We start from the raw sequence: 18,835 nt of genomic DNA, 5'->3' as shown, positions 1-18,835 counted from the left end.
GTCCGAAGCAAGACTAGAACCGCCCCCGGCGACTTCTGTCACCGGGGGCGGTGCGGCGCCCCGTCAGGGGCGCGGGCTGTATCGATGTGCGGCTCCGCCGCGTGGGCGCGAGCAACCACGAATCACCCGCGGACGGAGTACTGCGGCAACCTCAAAGAACACACTCCGCCTCCGCGTACCGCGCATCCGGCACCGTCTTCAAGGACTCCACCGCCTCGGCGAGCGACACCATCTCGATGTCGGTCCCCCGCAGAGCGGTCATCATCCCGAACTCCCCGCGATGCACCGCCTCCACCGCGTGCCACCCGAACCGCGTCGCCAGCACCCGGTCGTACGCCGTCGGCGTCCCACCGCGCTGGACGTGCCCGAGTATCACCGGCCGGGCCTCCTTGCCGAGCCGTTCCTCCAGCTCGATCGAGAGCTGGCGGGCGATCCCGGCGAAGCGCTCGTGACCGTAGACGTCCTTGCCGCCCTCGTCGAAGTCCATGCTCCCGGCCTTCGGCTTGGCACCCTCCGCGGCCACCACGATCGCGAACCGCTTGCCCGCCGAGAAGCGCTCGCCGACCTTCGCGGCCAGCTCGTCGATGTCGAAGGGCCGCTCCGGGACGACGACCGCGTGCGCGCCGGCCGCCATGCCCGAGTGCAGCGCGATCCAGCCGGTGTGCCGGCCCATGACCTCGACGATCAGTACTCGCTGGTGGGACTCGGCGGTGGTCTTCAGCCGGTCCAGGGCCTCGGTGGCGACGGTCACGGCGGTGTCGAAGCCGAAGGTGACGTCGGTGACCGCTATGTCGTTGTCGATGGTCTTCGGCACGCCCACGATCGGCAGGCCGTTGTCGGACAGCAGCCGGGCCGCCTTCAGGGTGCCCTCGCCGCCGATCGGGATGATCGCGTCCAGGCCGAGTTCCTCGACGTGGCCGCGGGCCCGCTCGACGCCGTCCCGCAGGTGCTCGGGACGGACCCGGGAGGAGCCGAGGATGGTGCCGCCGCGCGCCAGGATGCCGCTGACCGCGTCCAGGTCGAGCTTGAGGTAGTCGCACTCCAGGAGGCCCTTCCAGCCGTCCCGGAAACCGATGACCTCGTCGCCGTGGTCGACGACGGCACGGTGCACGACGGACCGGATGACGGCGTTCAGGCCGGGGCAGTCGCCGCCGGACGTGAGGACACCAATGCGCATAGCCCGAGTTACCTTCTCAACGTGGCACGGGTCCGGACCGCGCTGTCCGGCTCGATCCCCGCCACCCTAGCGGCATCGGGGGGCGGGACCGAACCGTGCGTCCGCCTACTGGACGAGCCCGCTCACCTGTGCGGACACGCCATCAGACGGGCCGGGGCCCAGGGGCTCGGGCGGGCTGCCGCGCAGGTGTGTTCACGCAGGCTGCTGCGCAGCTGTGTTCACGCAGGCTGCTGCGCAGCCGCGATGCGCTCGTTGCGGAGCGCCTCGTACCAGCGGTCGTCGGTCGGCGGCAGCGCGTTCACGTCGAGGGCCAGCTTGAGCAGCAGGTCCGCGATCTGCGGGTTGCGCGCCAGCACGGGGCCGTGCATGTACGTGCCGAAGACCGTGTCGTTGTACGCGCCCTCGGTGCCGTCCCCCGTGCCGTTGCCGTTGCCGAAGCGGACCTGGGCGAGCGGACGGGCGTTGGGCCCGACGTGGGTGACGCCCTGGTGGTTCTCGAAGCCGGTCAGCGGGGGCAGGCCGAGGCGCGGGTCGATGTCGCCGAGGACGTCGCCGACGCACCGCGCGCCCTCGCCGCGGGTGGAGACCACGTCGAGCAGGCCGAGGCCCGGCTCGCGCTGGCCGAGGTCGTTGATGAACTCGTGGCCCAGGATCTGGTAGCCGGCGCAGACCGAGAAGACGATCGCGCCGTTCTCCACCGCCCGGTACAGGCCGCCGTCGCGGCGCAGCCGCTCGGCCGCGAGCCGCTGCGGCCGGTCCTCGCCGCCGCCGACGAGGTAGATGTCGCCGGAGGTCGGGATCGGCTGGTCGCTGCGCACGTCGAGCCGGGCCACGTCGAGGCCGCGCTGGCGGGCCCGGCGCTCCACGACCAGGGCGTTGCCCTGGTCGCCGTAGGTGCTGAGCAGGTCCGGGTAGATCCAGACGATCCGCAGTTGGTTGTCGCTCACGAAAATCCCCTGAAGTCTCGCGGTCAGTTGCCGACGCGGCGGCGCAGGTCCTGGAAGGCGGTGTAGTTCGCGATGACCTCGATGCGTCCCGGCGGGCACAGCTGCACCGCCTGGTCGAGGTCCTCGCACACCTGGAACTGCTGGTTCGCGACCTCCAGGCGCACCGCGAGGTCCAGCTTCCGGTCGCCGATCACGCAGATCGGGTGTCCGGACAGCCGGGTGTAGTCCACGTCCCACAGCCAGGAGGTGTCGGTGCCGTCGGCGCCGCGCGCGTTCACCGAGAGGATCACCGGAGCCGGCGGCGGGTCGATCAGGGAGAAGGTCTCCAGCCAGCCCGCCGGGTTCTTGGCGAGCAGCAGCCGCAGGTCACGCCCCTGGAACTGGACGACGTCGTAGCGCCCGGCGACCGCCTGCACCTGGTACATGCGTTCCAGGGCGACCTGGGGCGGCACCCCGAAGACGGCGGCGACGGCGGCCGAGGAGGCGGCGTTGGCCTTGTTGGCGCGGCCCGGCAGCTGGAGGTGGATGGGCCAGGCGGAGCCGTGCGGGTCCAGGACGTGGTCGCCGGACAGGGCCCAGCTCGGCGTCGGACGCCGGAAGCCGCACTCGCCGCAGAACCAGTCGTCGCCGGGGCGCTGCATCACGCCGCCGCAGGACGGGCAGGACCAGGCGTCGTCCTTCCACATCTGGCCCGCGGCGACCCAGATCACGTTGGGGGAGGAGGAGGCGGCCCACACCACGAGCGGGTCGTCGGCGTTGGCGACGACCACGGCCTTCGAGCCGGCCAGGCCCTCGCGCCAGTTCTCGGCGAGCATCCGGGTCTCGGCGGCGCGGTCGAGCTGGTCGCGGGAGAGGTTGAGCAGCGCGATGCACTTCGGTTCGGTGGCCTGGGCGACGCCAACGAGGTACTTCTCGTCGACCTCGATGACCCCGTAGCGGGAGTCCGCGCCGCCCGCGAGCGCCGAGGTGATGCCGGCCGGCATGTTGGCGCCGAGCGCGTTGGAGACGACCGGTCCGGCCGCCTTGAGCGCCTCGGCGATGAGCCGGGTGGTGGTGGTCTTGCCGTTGGTCGCCGAGACCAGGGTCACGTCCAGGTGCTGGGCGAGCCGGTGGAGGAGGTCGGGGTCGAGTTTCAGCGCCACCCGGCCGCCGATCACCGAACCGCTGCCGCGCCCCGCGGCGCGCGATGCCGCCGCGACCGCCTTGCCCGCGGTCACGGCGATCTTGGCCCGCGGCGTGAGCGGGTCCGAGTTGCCTGCCATCAGTTCTCGATCCTCCTTGCCGTACGCGCCGCGCCTGAAGCCTGTGAAGCCTGACGGCCACGTGGTGTGGACCTCAGCCTATCGAGATCCATTCGCACTCCCGAATCGCGGCACCGGCCACCGGGTTCCGGCGGTGGGCGCGTGCCGCCGGGGGACACTGGGACCTTACTCTGGCCGCCATGCGACACGGCTCCATCCCGGGCGCCCACGGGCGCGTCCGTTCCCTCGGTCTCCTCGGCGACCCCGTCCTGCACGCCCCCTGCGCGGAGGTGACGGACTTCGGTCCGGAACTCGCGGTGCTCGTGGAGGACTTGTTCGCGACCATGTACGCCGCCCACGGCGTGGGCCTGGCCGCGAACCAGATCGGCGAGGCGCTGCGCGTCTTCGTGTACGACTGCCCGGACGACGAGGAGCAGCGGCACCTCGGGCACGTGGTGAACCCCCGGCTGGTGGAGACCGGCGGGGTGGTGGTGCGGGGGCCGGAGGGGTGTCTGTCGCTGCCGGGTCTGGAGGCGGGGACCGAGCGGCACGACGAGGCGGTGGTGACCGGCTTCATGGTGACCGGGGAGCCCGTCACCGTACGCGGCACGGGGTTCTTCGCCCGGTGCCTCCAGCACGAGTGCGACCATCTGGAGGGGCGGGTCTACGCCGATCGCCTGACCGGCCGGCGCCACCGGAAGCTGATGCGCCAGGTGGCGCGGGCGTCCTGGCAGCGCTGAGCGTCCTCACCGAGGAGAAGCCGGGGTGCGCGGCGACCGGGGGCTCAGAATCCGGGGCCGCCCGCCTTGTCGCCGGCCTCGGCGAGACGGCCCCACAGCAGGTCGGCCAGGGTGCGGACCAATTCCTCCCGCGGACAGGGCCGTTCGCCCAGCCACCAGTCCCCGGCGGCGTGCATCATGCCGACGATCCCGTGCCCCCACACCCGGGCCAGCTGCTGGGTGCCCGGCCCGACGTCGAGCCGTTCCTCGATGACCTGGGCCAGCTCCTCGCCCATGCGGCGCAGCAGCGGCGCCGAGTGCTTGCCGACGTCGAAGCCCTGCTCGGACTGGTCGCCCGGGGCGCCGGCACTCTCCGCCGGATGCATCAGGAACCGGTACACCTGCGGGCGTGCCTCGATGGCCGCCAGATAGGTGTCCAGGGTGGCCTCGACGCGCTGCCGCCGCTCCGCCGGAGCGTCCAGGGCGGCCCGCAGCGAGGCGAGGAGGGCGTCCGTGTGCCGGACGGCGAGGGCGGCGTAGAGTCCGCCCTTGTCGCCGAAGTGGCGGTACAGGATCGGCTTGGTGATGCCCGCCTCGGCGGCGATGGCGTTCATCGAGGCGTGCGGACCGTCGCGCAGCACCACCCGGTCGGCGGCCTCGAGCAGCTCGCGCCGTCTGCGGTCGGCGGATGTCTGCTGGTCGGTCCGCTGCGTGGTGTTCATGTGCTCTCCCCACCCGTGCTGTTTCGGTGACGCCTGCGCAAACTAACACTCAGGGGACGTGGGCCATCGAACGGGAGGGCGAGGGTGCCCCGGGAGTTGACTTTTCCTACCCGTGGGTAACACACTCGGTGTTACCGCAAGTAACATGCACGGGCGTCACTGGAGGGGACATGGCCGAGTTCACCATGGAGCTGAGCGACGAACAGAAGGAGGTCCGGGACTGGCTGCACGGCTTCGCGGCCGACGTCATCCGCCCCGCGGCCGCCGAATGGGACGAGCGCGAGGAGACTCCCTGGCCGGTCATCCAGGAGGCCGCCAAGGTCGGCATCTACTCCCTGGACTTCTACGCCCAGCAGTACTTCGACTCCACCGGCCTCGGCATCCCGATGGCCATGGAGGAGCTGTTCTGGGGTGACGCGGGCATCGCCCTGTCGATCGTCGGCACCGGCCTCGCCGCCGTCGGCGTGCTCGCCAACGGCACCGAGGAGCAGATCGGCACCTGGATCCCCCAGATGTACGGCGACGCCAACGACGTCAAGGTCGCCGCCTTCTGCTCCTCCGAGCCCGACGCCGGCTCCGACGTCGCCTCCATGCGCACCCGCGCGGTGTACGACGAGGCCAAGGACGAGTGGGTGCTCAACGGCACCAAGACCTGGGCGACCAACGGCGGCATCGCCAACGTCCACGTGGTCGTCGCGGTCGTCGACCCGGACCTGGGCTCCAAGGGCCACGCCTCCTTCATCGTGCCGCCGAACACGCCGGGGCTGTCCCAGGGCCAGAAGTTCAAGAAGCACGGCATCCGCGCCTCGCACACCGCCGAGGTCGTCCTCGACAACGTGCGCGTGCCCGGCTCCTGCCTGCTCGGCGGCAAGGAGAAGCTGGACGCCCGCCTCGCCCGCGCCCGGGAGAAGGCCAAGAAGGGCGGCGAGCGCGTGAAGAACGCGGCGATGGCCACCTTCGAGGCGTCCCGCCCGGCGGTCGGCGCGATGGCGGTGGGCACCGCCCGTGCCGCGTACGAGGTGGCGCTGGAGTACGCGCAGACCCGGGAGCAGTTCGGGCGCCCCATCATCGACAACCAGGGCGTCGCCTTCCAGCTCGCCGACATGCGGACGTCCATCGACGCGGCCCGGCTGCTGGTGTGGCGGGCCTCCTGGATGGCGATCAACGGCAAGCCGTTCACGGCGGCCGAGGGCTCGATGTCCAAGCTCTTCGCGAGCGAGACAGCGAAGAAGGTGACCGCCCAGGCGGTCCAGATCCTGGGCGGCAACGGCTACACGCGGGAGTACCCGGTGGAGCGGATGCACCGCGACTCCGCGATCTACACGATCTTCGAGGGCACGAGTGAGATCCAGCGGCTGGTGATCGCGCGGACGCTCGCGGGGATGCCGATCCGCTAACCGTGTCGCAGCGGCGTGAGCTGCTCGATGTCGTACTTCGCCCTCAGGGCCTCGATGGCCTCGTGGTCCGGTGGGCCTCCGTCGCCGAGGATCTCCAGCAGTTCCTCGAAGTAGCGTTCGTGATCCGGGGGCGGGCTGGCCTGGAAGAACATCTTGGCCGGCTCGCCCGTCGGGTTGGCGAAGGCGTGCGGGCAGCCGGGGGGTACGACGATGACCGTGCCGGGGGTGGCGCGCACCACCCGGTTGCCCGAACTCGACTCCCACGTCCGCCAGCTGTCCGGCGTACGGATCCTCGGCTCGAAGGCGAGCACGTCCAGCTCGCCCTCCAGCACGTAGAGCAGCTCCTCGCTGTAGGTGTGCACATGGGCGCCGACGTCGAACCCCGGAGGCACGATCACCTCGAAGGTGGACGCCGTGCGCGAGTGCGAACCGGTCACCTTGAAGGTCACGTGCTGGGCCGGTGCCTGCACCACCCTGCCCTGGCCGGGCGGCACCAGCAGGCCCTCGGCCGCTGCCACCAGGCCGCTCACCAGGTCACCGGAAGGGCCTCGGGCCCGCGGATCAGCGCACCCTTCTTGAAGGGCACGTCCTCGGGCGCCACCGCCAGCTTCAGCCCGGGCACCCGGTCCAGGACCGCGTCGACGAGCAGCTCCGACTCCAGCCGGGCCAGCATGCCCCCGGGGCAGTAGTGCGGGCCGAAGCCGAAGGACACGTGCGGGTTGGGGAAGCGGTCGAAGTCGATCGTGTCCGGGTCGGGGAAGACCTCCGGGTCGCGGTTGGCCGCCAGGTACGACACGTGGACCGCGTCGCCCGCCCGGATCCGCACGCCCTTGATCTCCACGTCCTCCAGGGCGATCCGGGACAGCCCCACGGCGTTGCGGTGGGGGATCCAGCGCAGCAGTTCGTCGATGGCCCGGGGCCGGAGCGCCGGTTCGGAGCGCAGACGTTCGGCCAGTTCCGGGCGGGTCAGCAGCAGGTGGAACATCTGCCCGCTGTTGTTGGTGACCGCCTCGCCGCCGATCTGGAGCAGCACCGCGAGCCCGACGGCCTCCGTCAGCGTGATCTCGTCCCGCCCCACGGCGGCACCCAGCAGCGAGGTGACGTCCTCGCCGGTGCTGTCCGACCGGAGCCCGATGAGATCCGAGAAGTAGGCGTTCATCTCGTTCTTGGCCCGCTCGCTGACCTCGGCGCCGTGCGAGGAGGACAGGATCAGCTGGGTCCAGGTGTGCATGGCGTGCCGGTCGGTGGCCGGCACACCCAGCAGCTCGCAGATCACCGCGATGGGGAAGGGACCCAGCACCGCCTCGGTGAGGTCGGCGGGCGGCCCGGCCCTCAGCATCGCGTCGACCAGTTCGTCCAGCATGCCGCGGGACCGCTCGCGCACCCGCTCCACGCCCCGCGCGGTGAAGGCCGCGGCCACCGAGCGGCGCAGCCGGGTGTGGTCGGGCGGGTCCAGGAAGCCGACCGCGCCGCGCGCCGGGATGAAGTGCGGGGCCAGCCGGGTGACCTGCCGGTCCATCCCGGCCTCGCGGCCGAACCGGGGATCGTTGGTGACCAGGCGGACGTCGTCGTGGCGGGTCACCAGCCAGGCCCAGCCCTCGCCGTTGGGCAGCGAGATCCGGGTGACGGGGCCCTCGCGCATCAACTCGGTCAGCACCGGGTCGAAGTCGCTGCCGGGCAGATCGACGGCCGGCCACTCCCGGACGGGCGGTACGGTCTGGGACATCGTTTCTTCACTCATGTCTGCCTCACACTCCGCGACACGCCCCGTGCCGCGGTCCGCGTCACGTCCTGCCGTACGCCCCGCCGCACGTCCGCGGTCTGCCAGCAGCCCAGGCCATCTCCGCGGTGATCCCGGGGCCGAAACCTGCCAGCAGCCCGCGCGCCCCGTCGGCGACGCCGCCCTCGTCGAAGAGCCGGCGCAGCGCGTCCAGGACGACGGCGCTGGCGATGTTGCCGTACTCGGTGAGCGTCGCCCGGCTGAAGCGGAACGCGTGCGGGTCCACCTGAAGGAACGTGCTGAGGTCGTCGAGGATCCGGGGGCCGCCCGCGTGCACGATGTAGAAGTCCAGGTCGCAGGCGTCCCAACCGTGTTCGCGCGCCAGGTCCTTGAGGGCCGGCGCGAGCGGCTCCATGGTGGCCGGCACCCGCTTGTCCAGCAGGAAGTGGAAACCGGTCGCCTTCACGTCGTACATGATCCACTCTTCGGTCTTGGGGATCAGGTACGAGCCGTTGCGCTCCAGGTGCACTCCGGTGCCGCCCTGTCCACGGACCACCGCGGCGGCGATGCCGTCGCCGAAGAGGCCGTTGGAGAGCAGGGACCCCACACCGAGGTCGGTGGGCTGGTAGCACAGCGAGCAGAACGCGCAGGCCACGATGAGCGCGTTGGCCTCGGGATAGGCCTCGATGTCGGTGGTGAGCAGTTCCGCGTCGTCCAGGGCCCGCTGGACGACGGCCGGGACACGGGACTTCGCCTCCCGCTCGTAGACCTTGTTGCGGTCCTCGAAGCCGGGGTGCCTCAGCGTCTCCTCGATGGGCTGCACGATGTGCCGGGTGCGGACCCCGGTGTTCTCTATCAGCCGGAGCGCGAGCGGCAGTTGAGGATGGCCGGTGTGACGCCTGCCGGGGCGGTGATCTCTCGCCGGGTTACTCCGTCCCGGGGGCAGCGGGAGCGGCGTCGGCAGCGGGGACCGGCGTGGTCAGCAGGAGCGGTCGCTGCTGTGGGCGATGCACGCCACGTCGATCCGGTCGGCCAGCTTGGCCAGCTCGATGGTGAGGGCCGCGACGGTGTCCTCGTCCAGGCTCTCCTCGCCGGTCTCCACCAGCCGCAGCCACCGTCCGCCGACCGTGCGCAGCAGCTTGCTCACGTCGGACGCGGCGACCTGGAGCGTGCCGCGGTCGTCGACGATCAGAGGCAGGGTCACTTCGCGGTTCACAAAGGGGATCGTAGTCGCGGAAGGCTCACGCTCCGTGCCATACGGTGGTGATGTTGCAGAACTCCCGGATTCCGTGCCCGGACAGCTCACGCCCGTAGCCCGACCGCTTGACCCCGCCGAACGGGAACGCCGGGTGGGACGCCGTCATCCCGTTGACGTACACGCCGCCCGCCTCCAGATCCCGGACGAAACGGTCCACGTCCGCGTCGTCGCGCGTCCACACGTTCGAACTGAGCCCGAAGTCGGTGTCGTTGGCGATCAGCACCGCCTCGTCCAGGTCGGCCGCCCGGTAGAGCGTGGCGACCGGTCCGAACGCCTCCTCGCGATGGATGCGCATCTCGCGGGTCACGCCCGCCAGGACGGTCGGCGGGTAGTACCAGCCGGGACCGTCCGGGCGTTCGCCGCCGCACAGCACGCTCGCGCCGCCGCGCACCGCGTCGTCGACCAGCTCCACCAGGTCGTTCAGGCCCTGCTCGCTGGAGAGGGGGCCGACCTCGGTCTCCTCCTCCATCGGATCGCCGACCTTCAGCGCCTTCATACCTTCGGTGAAGCGCTCGGCGAACGTCTCGTACACGTCCGTGTGCACGATGAACCGCTTGGCGGCGATGCACGACTGCCCGGCGTTCTGGGTGCGCGCGGTCACCGCCACCTCGGCGGCCCGCTCCACGTCGGCGGACGGCATGACGACGAACGGGTCGCTGCCGCCCAGCTCGAGCACCGTCTTCTTGATCATCTCCCCGGCGGTGGAGGCCACCGCGCGGCCCGCGGGCTCGCTGCCGGTGAGGGTGGCGGCCCGCACCCGCTCGTCGCGCAGGATGTCGTCGACCTGGGCGGAGCCGATCAGCAGGGTCTGGAAGCAGCCCTCGGGGAACCCCGCCCGGTGGAACAGGTCCTCCAGATACAGGGCGGTCTGCGGCACGTTCGAGGCGTGTTTGAGCAGCCCGACGTTGCCCGCCATCAGCGCGGGCGCCGCGAACCTGATCACCTGCCACAGCGGGAAGTTCCACGGCATCACCGCGAGCACCGGACCGAGCGGCCGGTAGCGGACCAGGGCCCGGGAGGCGCCGGAGTCCTTCACGTCGGCCTCGGCGGGCTCCTCGTCGGCCAGCAGCTCAGCCGCGTGGTCGGCGTACCAGCGCATCGCCTTGGCGCACTTGGCCGCCTCCGCGCGGGCCTGCTTGACCGGCTTGCCCATCTCCGTGGTGATGACCTTGCCGATCTCCTTCTGGTCCGCCTCCAGGAGGTCGGCGGCCCGGCGCATCAGCCCGGCCCGCTCGTAGAACCCCGTGGTCCGGTAGGTGCGGAAGGTGGCCTCCGCGAGCTCGATCCGGCGCTCGATCTCCTCCTCGCCCATGGCCTCGTACGTCCTGAGCGTCTCGCCGTTCGCCGGGTTCACCGTTGCGATGGGCATGGCCGACCTCCCTGGGTGCATGCGTGCTTCGACCTTGGCGCGCGGCGCGGGGTGCCGCAACGCGGACGGGTCGCGTCGTTCCTCGTGGCGTCTCGTCAGTGCGAGTGCTCAGCCAGCCGGTCGAGAAACGCGGACTGCGCCTTCACGATCACCTCGCGCGCCGCCTCCAGCGCGAACCACGCCACCCGGTCCAGCTCGGGGAACTCCTCGGTCCGCCCCGACCTGGGCGGCCACTCCATGCGGAAGGTGCCGGGGACGACCGTGGCCGGATCGAGGTCGGCGGCCACGGCCCAGACCGTGACGACCTTCCCGCCCGCCTGCCGCACCTCGCCGAGCGGGACCGCCTCGCCGCCGGGCGGCGGCAGCCCCAGCTCCTCCTCGAACTCGCGCCGGGCCGCCTCCCACGCGGGTTCCGCCGGGTCGTACTCGCCCTTGGGGACGGTCCACGCCCCGGCGTCCCGCCGGGTGTAGAACGGGCCGCCCATGTGGCCGAGGAGCACCTGCAGCTCCCCGCCCGGTCCGCGCCGGTACAGCAGCAGACCCGCGCTGCGCCTCACGGGGCCACCCCGGGGTGGGCGGCGAGCAGGGTGTCCACGGTGTCCGCGTCCTCGGGGCGCTTGTCCTCGCGGTAGCGGACCACGCGGGCGAAGCGGAGGGTGACGCCGGCCGGGTAGCGGGTGGAGCGCTGCAGGCCGTCGTAGGCGATCTCGACGACGAGTTCGGGCCGTACGGTCACCCCCCAGCCGTGCTCCTCGACGGCCAGCTCCGTCAAACGCTCGGTCTGCCAGGCCAGCAGCGCGTCGGTCATGCCCTTGAAGGTCTTGCCGAGCATCGCGAAGGAGCCGTCGGCGGTGCGGGCGCCCAGGTGGAGGTTGGAGAGCTTGCCGGTGCGGCGGCCGTGACCCCACTCGGCGGCCAGCACCACCAGGTCGAGCGTGTGGACGGGCTTGACCTTCAGCCAGGACGCGCCGCGCCGTCCCGCGCTGTAGGCGGCGTCGAGCCCCTTGACGACGACGCCCTCGTGCCCGCGCCCCAGCGACTCGGCGAGGAACTCCTCCGCGGTCCCGGTCTCCTCGGGGCCGCGCACCAGCGTGCGCCGCACCCGCAGCGGTTCGGGGACCAGCCGGGACAGCTCCGCGTGCCGTTCGGTCAGCGGCAGGTCGAGCAGGTCGCGGCCGTCCACCGACAGCGCGTCGAAGAACACCACCGAGACGGGGACCGCCCGCGCCGCCGTGGCCACGTCGGTGCGGGAGCCCACCCGGCCCGCGGTCTCCTGGAAGGAGCGGGGGCGCCCGCTCGCGTCGAGGGCGATGGCCTCGCCGTCCAGGACGAACCGCTCGCCGGGCAGCGCCAGCGCCGCCTCGGTGACCTCGGGAAGCCGGTCGGTGATGTCGTCCAGGGTGCGGGTGTAGAGCCGTACGGTGCCGCCGTCCCGGTGCACCTGGACGCGGATGCCGTCCAGTTTCTCCTCCACGGCCGCGGCGCCCAGCTTGCCGACCGCCTCGGCGACCGAGGACGCGCTGTGCGCCAGCATCGGCAGCACGGGCCGTCCGACGGTGAGCCGGAACCGGTCCAGGGCGCCGGGCCCGTCGGCCAGCAGAGCCTGAGCCACCGTCTGGAGCGACCCCGCGAGCATCACCGCGCGCCGTACGTCCGCCGGGGGAGCGTCCGTCGCCGCGGCCAGTCCCTCGACGGCGGCCGCGTCCAGCGCGCCCTGGCGGACCTCCCCGGTGAGCAGCCCGACCAGGAAGCGCTGCTCCTCCTCCGTGGCCGCGCCCATCAGCTCGCCGACCAGCCGGGCCCGCTCGGCCTGCGAACCGGCGCCGGAGACCGCGCCGAGCCGGGTGAGCCGGGCGTCCACGTCCCGCACCGTCAGGCTCGGCGCGTCGGCCGGCGGGACCCGGCGGCTGAGCACCTTCCACCCGACGCCGATCCGGCCCTGCGGGAGCCGACCCGCCAGGTACGGGATGACGACCGGTACGTCCGCCGCCTCCGCCTCGCGGAACAGCTCCGCGAGCAGGACGGTCTTCCGGGACCGCGCCGACGTGGCGGCGACCTCCCGGGACACCTGGGCCAACCGGGCAAGCAGCATGCAGTCATGGTGCACCGGAGCGGCCCGGCGCACACCCCGCGGCGGCCGCGCGTTCCCGCGGGCGCCGCGTACCGGCGCGCGCCCGGTCCGGGTGCTCCGGGGTGCCCTCACCCGGCGACGGCCGCGTCCAGGTCCGACATGATCAGGTCGCCGACGACCGCCGCCGCCGCGCGGTAGCCGCCGCTCGCCGCGTGGACGACCTGCTCGGCGAAGCCCATCGCGTTGCCGGCCGTCCACACGCCCGGCACGCTGGTCCGGCCCGTCGGGTCCACCACGGGGTAGGCGCCGAACGGCGTCTCCTGCAGCTCCGCCCCCAGCCGCTCCATCAGGCCGGTCTGCGGGACCGCCTTCGGGGCGACGAAGACCACCGTGCGGTCGTGCGCCGTGCCGTCCGCCAGCCGTACCCCGGTGAGCCGGTCGTCCTCGACCCGCAGGGCGGCGACCTCGCCGGGCACCACCTTGACCCCGGCCGCGGCGAGCCGCCGCAGGTCGTCGTCGGACAACTCCCGCTCGGCGACCGTGTGCAGGAAGAGCGTCACGTCGTCCGACCAACCGGACACCATCAGGGCCTGGTGCACGCTGAGCGGGCCGGCGGCCAGGACGCCGAAGCGTTCGTCCCGCACCTCCCAGCCGTGGCAGAACGGGCAGTGCAGCACGTCCCGTCCGTACCGCTCGGCGACCCCGGGCACGTCCGGCAGCTCGTCCCTGAGCCCGGTGGTGACGATCAGCCGCCGGGCGTGCACGGTCTCCCCGCCGGCCAGCCGTACCGCGAAGTCCCCGTCCCGGGACACGTCCACGGCACGGTCGCGGACCAGCTCCACCCCGTAGCGCGCGATCTCCTCCCGGCCGAGCGCCAGGAACTCGGCGGGGGACATGCCGTCCCGGGTCAGGTAGCCCTGCATGTGGTCCGACGGCGCGTTGCGCGGCTCCCCGGCGTCGACCACCAGGGTGCGCCGCCGCGAGCGGCCCAGGACCAGCGCGGCGGAGAGCCCGGCCGCGCCGCCGCCGACGACCACCACGTCGTACGTTCCGGCCGGGTCCTTCAGATCCTTCGGGTTCGTGTTCTGGGTCATGGTGACCACCTCCACGTAGAAGGTCGCTCGGATCCTCCGGTATTGACAAATATGTTTGCCGGAACTGCAATAAACGCATGACGACCCCAGACGACGTCCTCGCCGGTGTCGGGCCGAGGCTCCGCCAGCTGCGCAAGGAGCGCGAGGTGACCCTGACGGCGCTGTCCGAGTCGACAGGGATCTCGGTGAGCACCCTGTCGCGGCTGGAGTCGGGTCTGCGCAAGCCGAGCCTCGAACTGCTGCTGCCGATCGCCCAGGCCCACCAGGTCCCGCTGGACGAACTGGTCGGCGCGCCACCGGTCGGTGACCCCCGGGTGCGCGCCAGGCCCATCGTGCGGCACGGCCGCACGCACTGGCCGCTCACCCGCCAGGCGGGCGGCCTCCAGGCGTTCAAGGTGCTGGAGCCCCAGCGCCGGGAGGAGCCGGACCCGCGCACCCACGAGGGGTACGAGTGGCTGTACGTCCTCTCCGGACGGCTGCGGCTCGTGCTGGGCGAGCACGACGTGGTGCTGTCGGCGGGGGAGGCCGCGGAGTTCGACACCCGGGTGCCGCACTGGTTCGGGTCGACGGGGGAGGGGCCGGCCGAGTTCCTCAGCCTCTTCGGTCCGCAGGGGGAGCGGATGCACGTACGGGCGCGGCCCTCGCAGGCGTGACGCCCCACCCTGTTCCCTGATCGGCAAGCGACCGCTTAGTATGCGGGTGACCCGGTCGGACGACGCAGTCGGTGGAGGCCCCGCATGCAGGCATGGCAGGTGCACGAGAACGGCGAGCCGGGCGAGGTGATGCGCCTCGCGGACGTGCCGCCGCCGACACCGGGCGAGGGCCAGGTCCTGCTGCGGGTCCGCGCCGCGAACATCAACTTCCCCGACGCCCTGCTCTGCCGGGGCCAGTACCAGGTCCGGCCGCCGCTGCCGTTCACACCGGGCGTGGAGATCTGCGGCGAGACCGAGGACGGGCGCCGCGTCATCGCCAACCCGGCACTGCCGCACGGCGGCTTCGCCGAGTACGCCCTCGCGGACGCGCGTGCCCTGCTGCCCGCGCCGGACGCCCTGGACGACGCCGAGGCCGCCGCCCTGCACATCGGGTACCAGACCGGCTGGTTCGGCCTGCACCGCCGGGCCCGGCTGGAAGCAGGCGAGACGCTGCTGGTCCACGCCGCCGCGGGCGGCGTCGGGAGCGCCGCCGTACAGCTCGGAAAGGCGGCCGGTGCCACCGTCGTCGGCGTCGTCAGTGGCCCCCAGAAGGCGGTCGTCGCCCGCGAGCTGGGCTGCGACGTGGTCGTCGACCGGCACGCCGAGGACGTCGTCGCCGCCGTGAAGGAGGCCACCGGCGGCCGGGGCGCCGACGTGGTCTACGACCCCGTCGGCGGGCAGGCGTACGCCCAGTCCGCCAAGGTCGTCGCCTTCGAGGGCCGGATCGTTGTCGTCGGCTTCGCGAGCGGCACGATCCCCAGTCCCGCGCTGAACCACGCGCTGGTGAAGAACTACGCGATCCTCGGCCTGCACTGGGGCCTGTACAACACCAAGGACCCCGAGCTGGTCCGGCACTGCCACGAACAGCTCACCGAGCTGGCCGCGCGGGGCGCGATCAAGCCGCTGGTGAGCGAGCGGGTGCCGCTCGCCGGCGCCGCCGACGCCGTACAGCGCGTCGCCGACGGCAGGACGACCGGCCGCCTGGCCGTCGTACCGGAGAACCTGGACAAGGGAGCCGCCGCATGACCGACGCAGCGGAACTGCGCCACCGCACGCGCGGGTTGCTCGCCGCGTATCCACCGGCCACCACGGACCGCCTGGACTTCCTCCGGGCCCGCTTCGACGCCGGACTCGCCTGGGTGCACTACCCGGAGGGGCTCGGCGGTCTCGGTGCCCCGCGCGCCCTCCAGGCCGTCGTGGACGCCGAGTTGGCGGCCGCGGACGCCCCCGACAACGACCCCCGGCGCATCGGCATCGGCCTCGGCATGGCCGCCCCGACCATCCTCCAGTACGGCACCGAGGAGCAGAAGCGCCGGCTGCTGCGTCCGCTGTGGACCGGGGAGGAGGTCTGGTGCCAGCTCTTCAGCGAGCCGGGCGCCGGGTCCGACCTGGCCGCCCTCGGCACGCGGGCCGTCCGGGACGGCGAGGACTGGGTCGTGAACGGTCAGAAGGTGTGGACCTCCAGCGCCCACCTCGCCCGCTGGGCCATCCTCATCGCCCGCACCGACCCGGACGTGCCCAAGCACCGGGGCATCACCTACTTCGTGTGCGACATGACCGACCCCGGTGTCGAGGTGCGGCCGCTGCGCCAGATCACCGGCGAGGCCGAGTTCAACGAGGTGTTCCTCACCGACGTCCGCATCCCCGACTCCCGCCGCCTCGGCGGCATCGGCGACGGCTGGCGGGTCGCCCAGACCACGCTGAACAACGAACGCGTCGCCATCGGCGGCACGCCGATCCCCCGCGAGGGCGGCATGATCGGCAAGATCGCCGCGACCTGGCGGGACCGTCCCGACCTGCGCACCCACGACCTGCACCAGCGGCTGCTCGGCCTGTGGGTCGAGGCCGAGGTCGCCCGCCTCACCGGCGTGCGCCTGCGCCAGCAACTGGCGGCCGGCCAGCCCGGTCCGGAGGGCGCCGGGATGAAGCTGAACTTCGCCCGGCTCAACCAGGAGATCAGCGGCCTGGAGGTCGAACTCCTCGGCGCGGAGGGCCTGCTCTACGACGACTGGACCATGCGCCGCCCCGAGCTGGTCGACTTCACCGGCCGCGACGCCGGATACCGCTACCTGCGGTCCAAGGGCAACAGCATCGAGGGCGGGACCAGCGAGGTCCTGCTGAACATCGTCGCCGAGCGCGTCCTCGGCCTGCCCGCTGAACCGCGCACCGACAAGGACGTCGCATGGAAGGACCTGGCCCGATGAGCGCACAGCCGGAACCCGCCCTGCTCCACTCGGAGGAGGAAGAGGCGCTGCGCGCCGCCGTCCGGGACCTGCTCACCGACCACTGCGACCCGGCGGGCGTCATCACCCGCACCGAGACGGCCGCCCCGCACGACGTGTCGCTGTGGAAGTCCCTCGCCGACTCGATGGGCCTCGCGGGCCTGCTGATCCCGGAGGAACTGGGCGGCCAGGGCGCCACCCACCGGGAGGCCGCCGTCGTCCTGGAGGAGTTGGGACGCGCGGTCGCACCGGTGCCGTACCTGACGAGCGCTGTGGTCGCCACCGAGGCGCTGCTGGCCTGCCGGGCCGACGACCTGCTCGGCGAGCTGGCGTCCGCCACGACCGTCGCGGTACTGGCCGTCGGGCTGCACGTCGCAGCGGGCGGCGCGGTTCCGGGCGTGCGGCTGGAGAACGGGTCCCTGCACGGTGAGCTGACCGGCATCGCGGACGCCGCCGTCGCCGACGTGCTGCTGGTGCCCGGCGACAACGGGGGCCTGTACGCGGTCCGTGCCGCCGACACGACGGTGACCCCACAGGTCTCGCTCGACCCCACCCGGCCGCTTGCGCGCGTGACCCTCGACGGCGCCCCGGGGCGCCGCCTCGGTGACGCGGAGCCCGCCGTGCGCCAGGCCCTGCGGGCCGGTGCCGGACTGCTCGCCTCCGAACAACTGGGCCTCGCCGACTGGCTGTTGACCGAGACGGTCCGCTACCTCAAGGAACGCAAGCAGTTCAACCGCCAGGTCGGCGGCTTCCAGGCGCTCAAGCACCGGCTCGCCCGGTTGTGGCTGGAGGTGGCGGGCCTGCGCGCCGCCGCCCGCAACGCGGCCGACGCCCTGGCGACCGGCACGGACACCGAGGTGGCCGTCGCCGTGGCCCAGGCGTACGCGGCCCAGGTCGCCGTCCACGCCGCAGAGGAGGCACTGCAACTGCACGGCGGCATCGGCATGACGTGGGAGCACCCGGTCCACCTGTACCTCAAGCGGGCCAAGGCCGACTCGATCGCCTACGGTGCGGCGGGCACCCACCGCGCGGCGCTGGCCGAACTGGTCGACCTGCGGGCACCCTGACGTACCCGCTCGCGCCCGCGCCCGCGTCCGGTCCGGGAACCGCGCCCGTGAAGTGAACGACCGGCGGCGGTCCGGCCAACTCTCCGCACGGCTCTGCTCCCTGAGGGCCACGGGCCCCCATACTCACTGGGGTCCCGTACGGCACCTCCAGGGAGGCAGAGCATGGCCCTCACCACCCGACGCAGAGCCCTCACCACCCTCGGCGCCGCCCTCGCGGGCGCGGTCGCCCTGCCCGCCGGCACCGCGCTGGCGGCCGAAGGCAGGCACGGACCGCGCCCGCTGTGGCGCGCGCACGCCCACAACGACTACGAGCACCCCCGCCCCCTCCTCGACGCCCTCGACCACCGCTTCGGCAGCGTCGAGGCCGACATCTACCTGGTCGGCGGCCAACTCCTGGTCGCCCACGCCCCCGAGGACCTGGACCCGTCCCGCACCCTGGAGTCGCTCTACCTCGACCCGCTCGCCGCCCGGGTCCGCGCGGGCCACGGCCGGGTCTACCGGCGGGACCGCGGCTCCCTGCAACTCCTGATCGACATCAAGACCGAGGGCGAGGCGACGTACCTCGAACTCGACCGCCGACTGCGCCGCTACCAGCACCTGTTCACCTCCTACGCCCACGGACGGGTGTTCCCGGGCGCGGTCACCGCGGTGGTCTCCGGCGACCGGGCCGCCCGCGCGCCCATGGCGGCCCAGGGCACCCGCCGGGCCTTCTACGACGGCCGCCTCACCGACCTCGGCACCACCGCGCCGGCCTCGTTCGTCCCGCTGATCAGCGACAACTGGACGCTCAACTTCACCTGGCAGGGCGTGGGCACCTTCCCGGTGGCCGAGCGGCGCAGACTGCGGGACATCGTGGGCGCGGCCCACGCCCGCGGGCAGCGGGTGCGCTTCTGGGCCACGCCCGACGTGGCGGGGCCCGCGCGGGACGCCGTCTGGGCCGAACTGCTCGCCGCCGGGGTCGACCATCTCAACACCGACGACCTCGCGGGCCTCGAGGCGTTCCTCGACGACCACCGGGACGCGTAGGGCAGCGCCGGAACACCACTCGTTCGGAGGACAGGTCAGCCGCCCGGACGAACCCTCCGCTACGCCACACTTACGGCCGAACGCCGCGAAGTGGACGTGGCGGAGGAGGTTGA

At 72.7% G+C, this 18,835-nt stretch carries 18 protein-coding genes and 1 pseudogene; 7 read left to right on the top strand and 12 right to left on the bottom strand.

Annotated elements, in window-relative coordinates; translation table 11 throughout:
• Positions 1 to 151: 151 nt before the first annotated feature.
• From ACZ56V_RS17940 to ACZ56V_RS17930, 3 genes are all read right to left on the bottom strand, one after another.
• Complete coding sequence (locus ACZ56V_RS17940; RefSeq protein WP_104632589.1) at positions 152 to 1,177, bottom strand: 6-phosphofructokinase; 1,026 nt, start codon at positions 1,175 to 1,177, stop codon at positions 152 to 154.
• 218 nt (positions 1,178 to 1,395) lie between these two features.
• Positions 1,396 to 2,124: a type 1 glutamine amidotransferase gene (locus ACZ56V_RS17935; protein WP_109030302.1), complete on the bottom strand. Its 729-nt coding sequence runs from the start codon at positions 2,122 to 2,124 to the stop codon at positions 1,396 to 1,398.
• A gap of 23 nt (positions 2,125 to 2,147) precedes the next feature.
• Positions 2,148 to 3,386, bottom strand: a complete 1,239-nt coding sequence (locus ACZ56V_RS17930) for a MurT ligase domain-containing protein (protein WP_398912005.1) — start codon at positions 3,384 to 3,386, stop codon at positions 2,148 to 2,150.
• Between the two features lie 179 nt (positions 3,387 to 3,565).
• Between ACZ56V_RS17930 and def the strand changes: the two genes are divergently transcribed.
• The gene (def, locus tag ACZ56V_RS17925; protein ID WP_468943288.1) at positions 3,566 to 4,105 is read left to right on the top strand and encodes a peptide deformylase; all 540 of its coding nucleotides are present in this window, start codon (positions 3,566 to 3,568) and stop codon (positions 4,103 to 4,105) included.
• A 44-nt stretch (positions 4,106 to 4,149) separates the two neighbouring features.
• Here the strand turns inward: def and ACZ56V_RS17920 are convergent, their stop codons facing one another.
• The gene (locus ACZ56V_RS17920; protein ID WP_076973255.1) at positions 4,150 to 4,806 is read right to left on the bottom strand and encodes a TetR/AcrR family transcriptional regulator; all 657 of its coding nucleotides are present in this window, start codon (positions 4,804 to 4,806) and stop codon (positions 4,150 to 4,152) included.
• A gap of 170 nt (positions 4,807 to 4,976) precedes the next feature.
• Between ACZ56V_RS17920 and ACZ56V_RS17915 the strand changes: the two genes are divergently transcribed.
• On the top strand, positions 4,977 to 6,203 hold the full coding sequence (locus ACZ56V_RS17915; protein ID WP_362018782.1) for an acyl-CoA dehydrogenase family protein: 1,227 nt from the start codon (positions 4,977 to 4,979) through the stop codon (positions 6,201 to 6,203).
• Here ACZ56V_RS17915 and ACZ56V_RS17910 read toward each other — a convergent pair.
• From ACZ56V_RS17910 to ACZ56V_RS17875, 8 genes and pseudogenes are all read right to left on the bottom strand, one after another.
• Positions 6,200 to 6,733: a cupin domain-containing protein gene (locus ACZ56V_RS17910; protein ID WP_468943283.1), complete on the bottom strand. Its 534-nt coding sequence runs from the start codon at positions 6,731 to 6,733 to the stop codon at positions 6,200 to 6,202. The genes ACZ56V_RS17915 and ACZ56V_RS17910 overlap by 4 nt on opposite strands.
• Positions 6,730 to 7,944 (bottom strand): cytochrome P450, encoded by a 1,215-nt coding sequence (locus ACZ56V_RS17905; protein WP_468943280.1) that lies wholly within the window; start codon positions 7,942 to 7,944, stop codon positions 6,730 to 6,732. Before ACZ56V_RS17905 ends, ACZ56V_RS17910 begins: the two co-directional genes overlap by 4 nt.
• A pseudogene (locus tag ACZ56V_RS17900) lies at positions 7,941 to 8,869 on the bottom strand (type III polyketide synthase). Before ACZ56V_RS17900 ends, ACZ56V_RS17905 begins: the two are co-directional and overlap by 4 nt.
• Positions 8,870 to 8,902: 33 nt before the next feature.
• The gene (locus tag ACZ56V_RS17895; RefSeq protein ID WP_398912000.1) at positions 8,903 to 9,139 is read right to left on the bottom strand and encodes a DUF6213 family protein; all 237 of its coding nucleotides are present in this window, start codon (positions 9,137 to 9,139) and stop codon (positions 8,903 to 8,905) included.
• A 25-nt stretch (positions 9,140 to 9,164) separates the two neighbouring features.
• On the bottom strand, positions 9,165 to 10,550 hold the full coding sequence (locus ACZ56V_RS17890) for an NADP-dependent succinic semialdehyde dehydrogenase (protein WP_398911999.1): 1,386 nt from the start codon (positions 10,548 to 10,550) through the stop codon (positions 9,165 to 9,167).
• A 95-nt stretch (positions 10,551 to 10,645) separates the two neighbouring features.
• Positions 10,646 to 11,107 carry an NUDIX hydrolase gene (locus ACZ56V_RS17885; protein WP_398911998.1) on the bottom strand — a complete coding sequence of 154 codons (462 nt, stop codon included), beginning with the start codon at positions 11,105 to 11,107 and terminating at the stop codon, positions 10,646 to 10,648.
• A complete protein-coding gene (locus ACZ56V_RS17880) occupies positions 11,104 to 12,642 on the bottom strand; it encodes an ATP-dependent DNA ligase (RefSeq protein ID WP_468943275.1) in 1,539 nt (512 codons plus the stop codon). The genes ACZ56V_RS17885 and ACZ56V_RS17880 overlap by 4 nt, the downstream gene beginning before the upstream one ends.
• Positions 12,643 to 12,749: 107 nt before the next feature.
• Positions 12,750 to 13,715 carry an NAD(P)/FAD-dependent oxidoreductase gene (locus ACZ56V_RS17875; protein ID WP_398911996.1) on the bottom strand — a complete coding sequence of 322 codons (966 nt, stop codon included), beginning with the start codon at positions 13,713 to 13,715 and terminating at the stop codon, positions 12,750 to 12,752.
• Between the two features lie 77 nt (positions 13,716 to 13,792).
• Between ACZ56V_RS17875 and ACZ56V_RS17870 the strand changes: the two genes are divergently transcribed.
• The 5 genes from ACZ56V_RS17870 to ACZ56V_RS17850 all read left to right on the top strand — a co-directional run bounded on the left by ACZ56V_RS17870 (position 13,793) and on the right by ACZ56V_RS17850 (position 18,722).
• The gene (locus tag ACZ56V_RS17870; RefSeq protein WP_398911995.1) at positions 13,793 to 14,368 is read left to right on the top strand and encodes a helix-turn-helix domain-containing protein; all 576 of its coding nucleotides are present in this window, start codon (positions 13,793 to 13,795) and stop codon (positions 14,366 to 14,368) included.
• An 84-nt stretch (positions 14,369 to 14,452) separates the two neighbouring features.
• Positions 14,453 to 15,433 (top strand): NADPH:quinone oxidoreductase family protein, encoded by a 981-nt coding sequence (locus ACZ56V_RS17865; RefSeq protein ID WP_468943272.1) that lies wholly within the window; start codon positions 14,453 to 14,455, stop codon positions 15,431 to 15,433.
• Complete coding sequence (locus ACZ56V_RS17860; protein WP_468943269.1) at positions 15,430 to 16,611, top strand: acyl-CoA dehydrogenase; 1,182 nt, start codon at positions 15,430 to 15,432, stop codon at positions 16,609 to 16,611. The genes ACZ56V_RS17865 and ACZ56V_RS17860 overlap by 4 nt, the downstream gene beginning before the upstream one ends.
• Positions 16,608 to 17,696 (top strand): acyl-CoA dehydrogenase family protein, encoded by a 1,089-nt coding sequence (locus tag ACZ56V_RS17855; protein ID WP_468943267.1) that lies wholly within the window; start codon positions 16,608 to 16,610, stop codon positions 17,694 to 17,696. Before ACZ56V_RS17860 ends, ACZ56V_RS17855 begins: the two co-directional genes overlap by 4 nt.
• 162 nt (positions 17,697 to 17,858) lie before the next feature.
• Complete coding sequence (locus ACZ56V_RS17850; protein ID WP_468943264.1) at positions 17,859 to 18,722, top strand: phosphatidylinositol-specific phospholipase C/glycerophosphodiester phosphodiesterase family protein; 864 nt, start codon at positions 17,859 to 17,861, stop codon at positions 18,720 to 18,722.
• Positions 18,723 to 18,835: the final 113 nt, after the last annotated feature.

The sequence above is a fragment of the Streptomyces sp. NPDC034099 genome, assembly GCF_055575415.1.
This window is presented reverse-complemented; position numbering and strand designations above follow the sequence as displayed.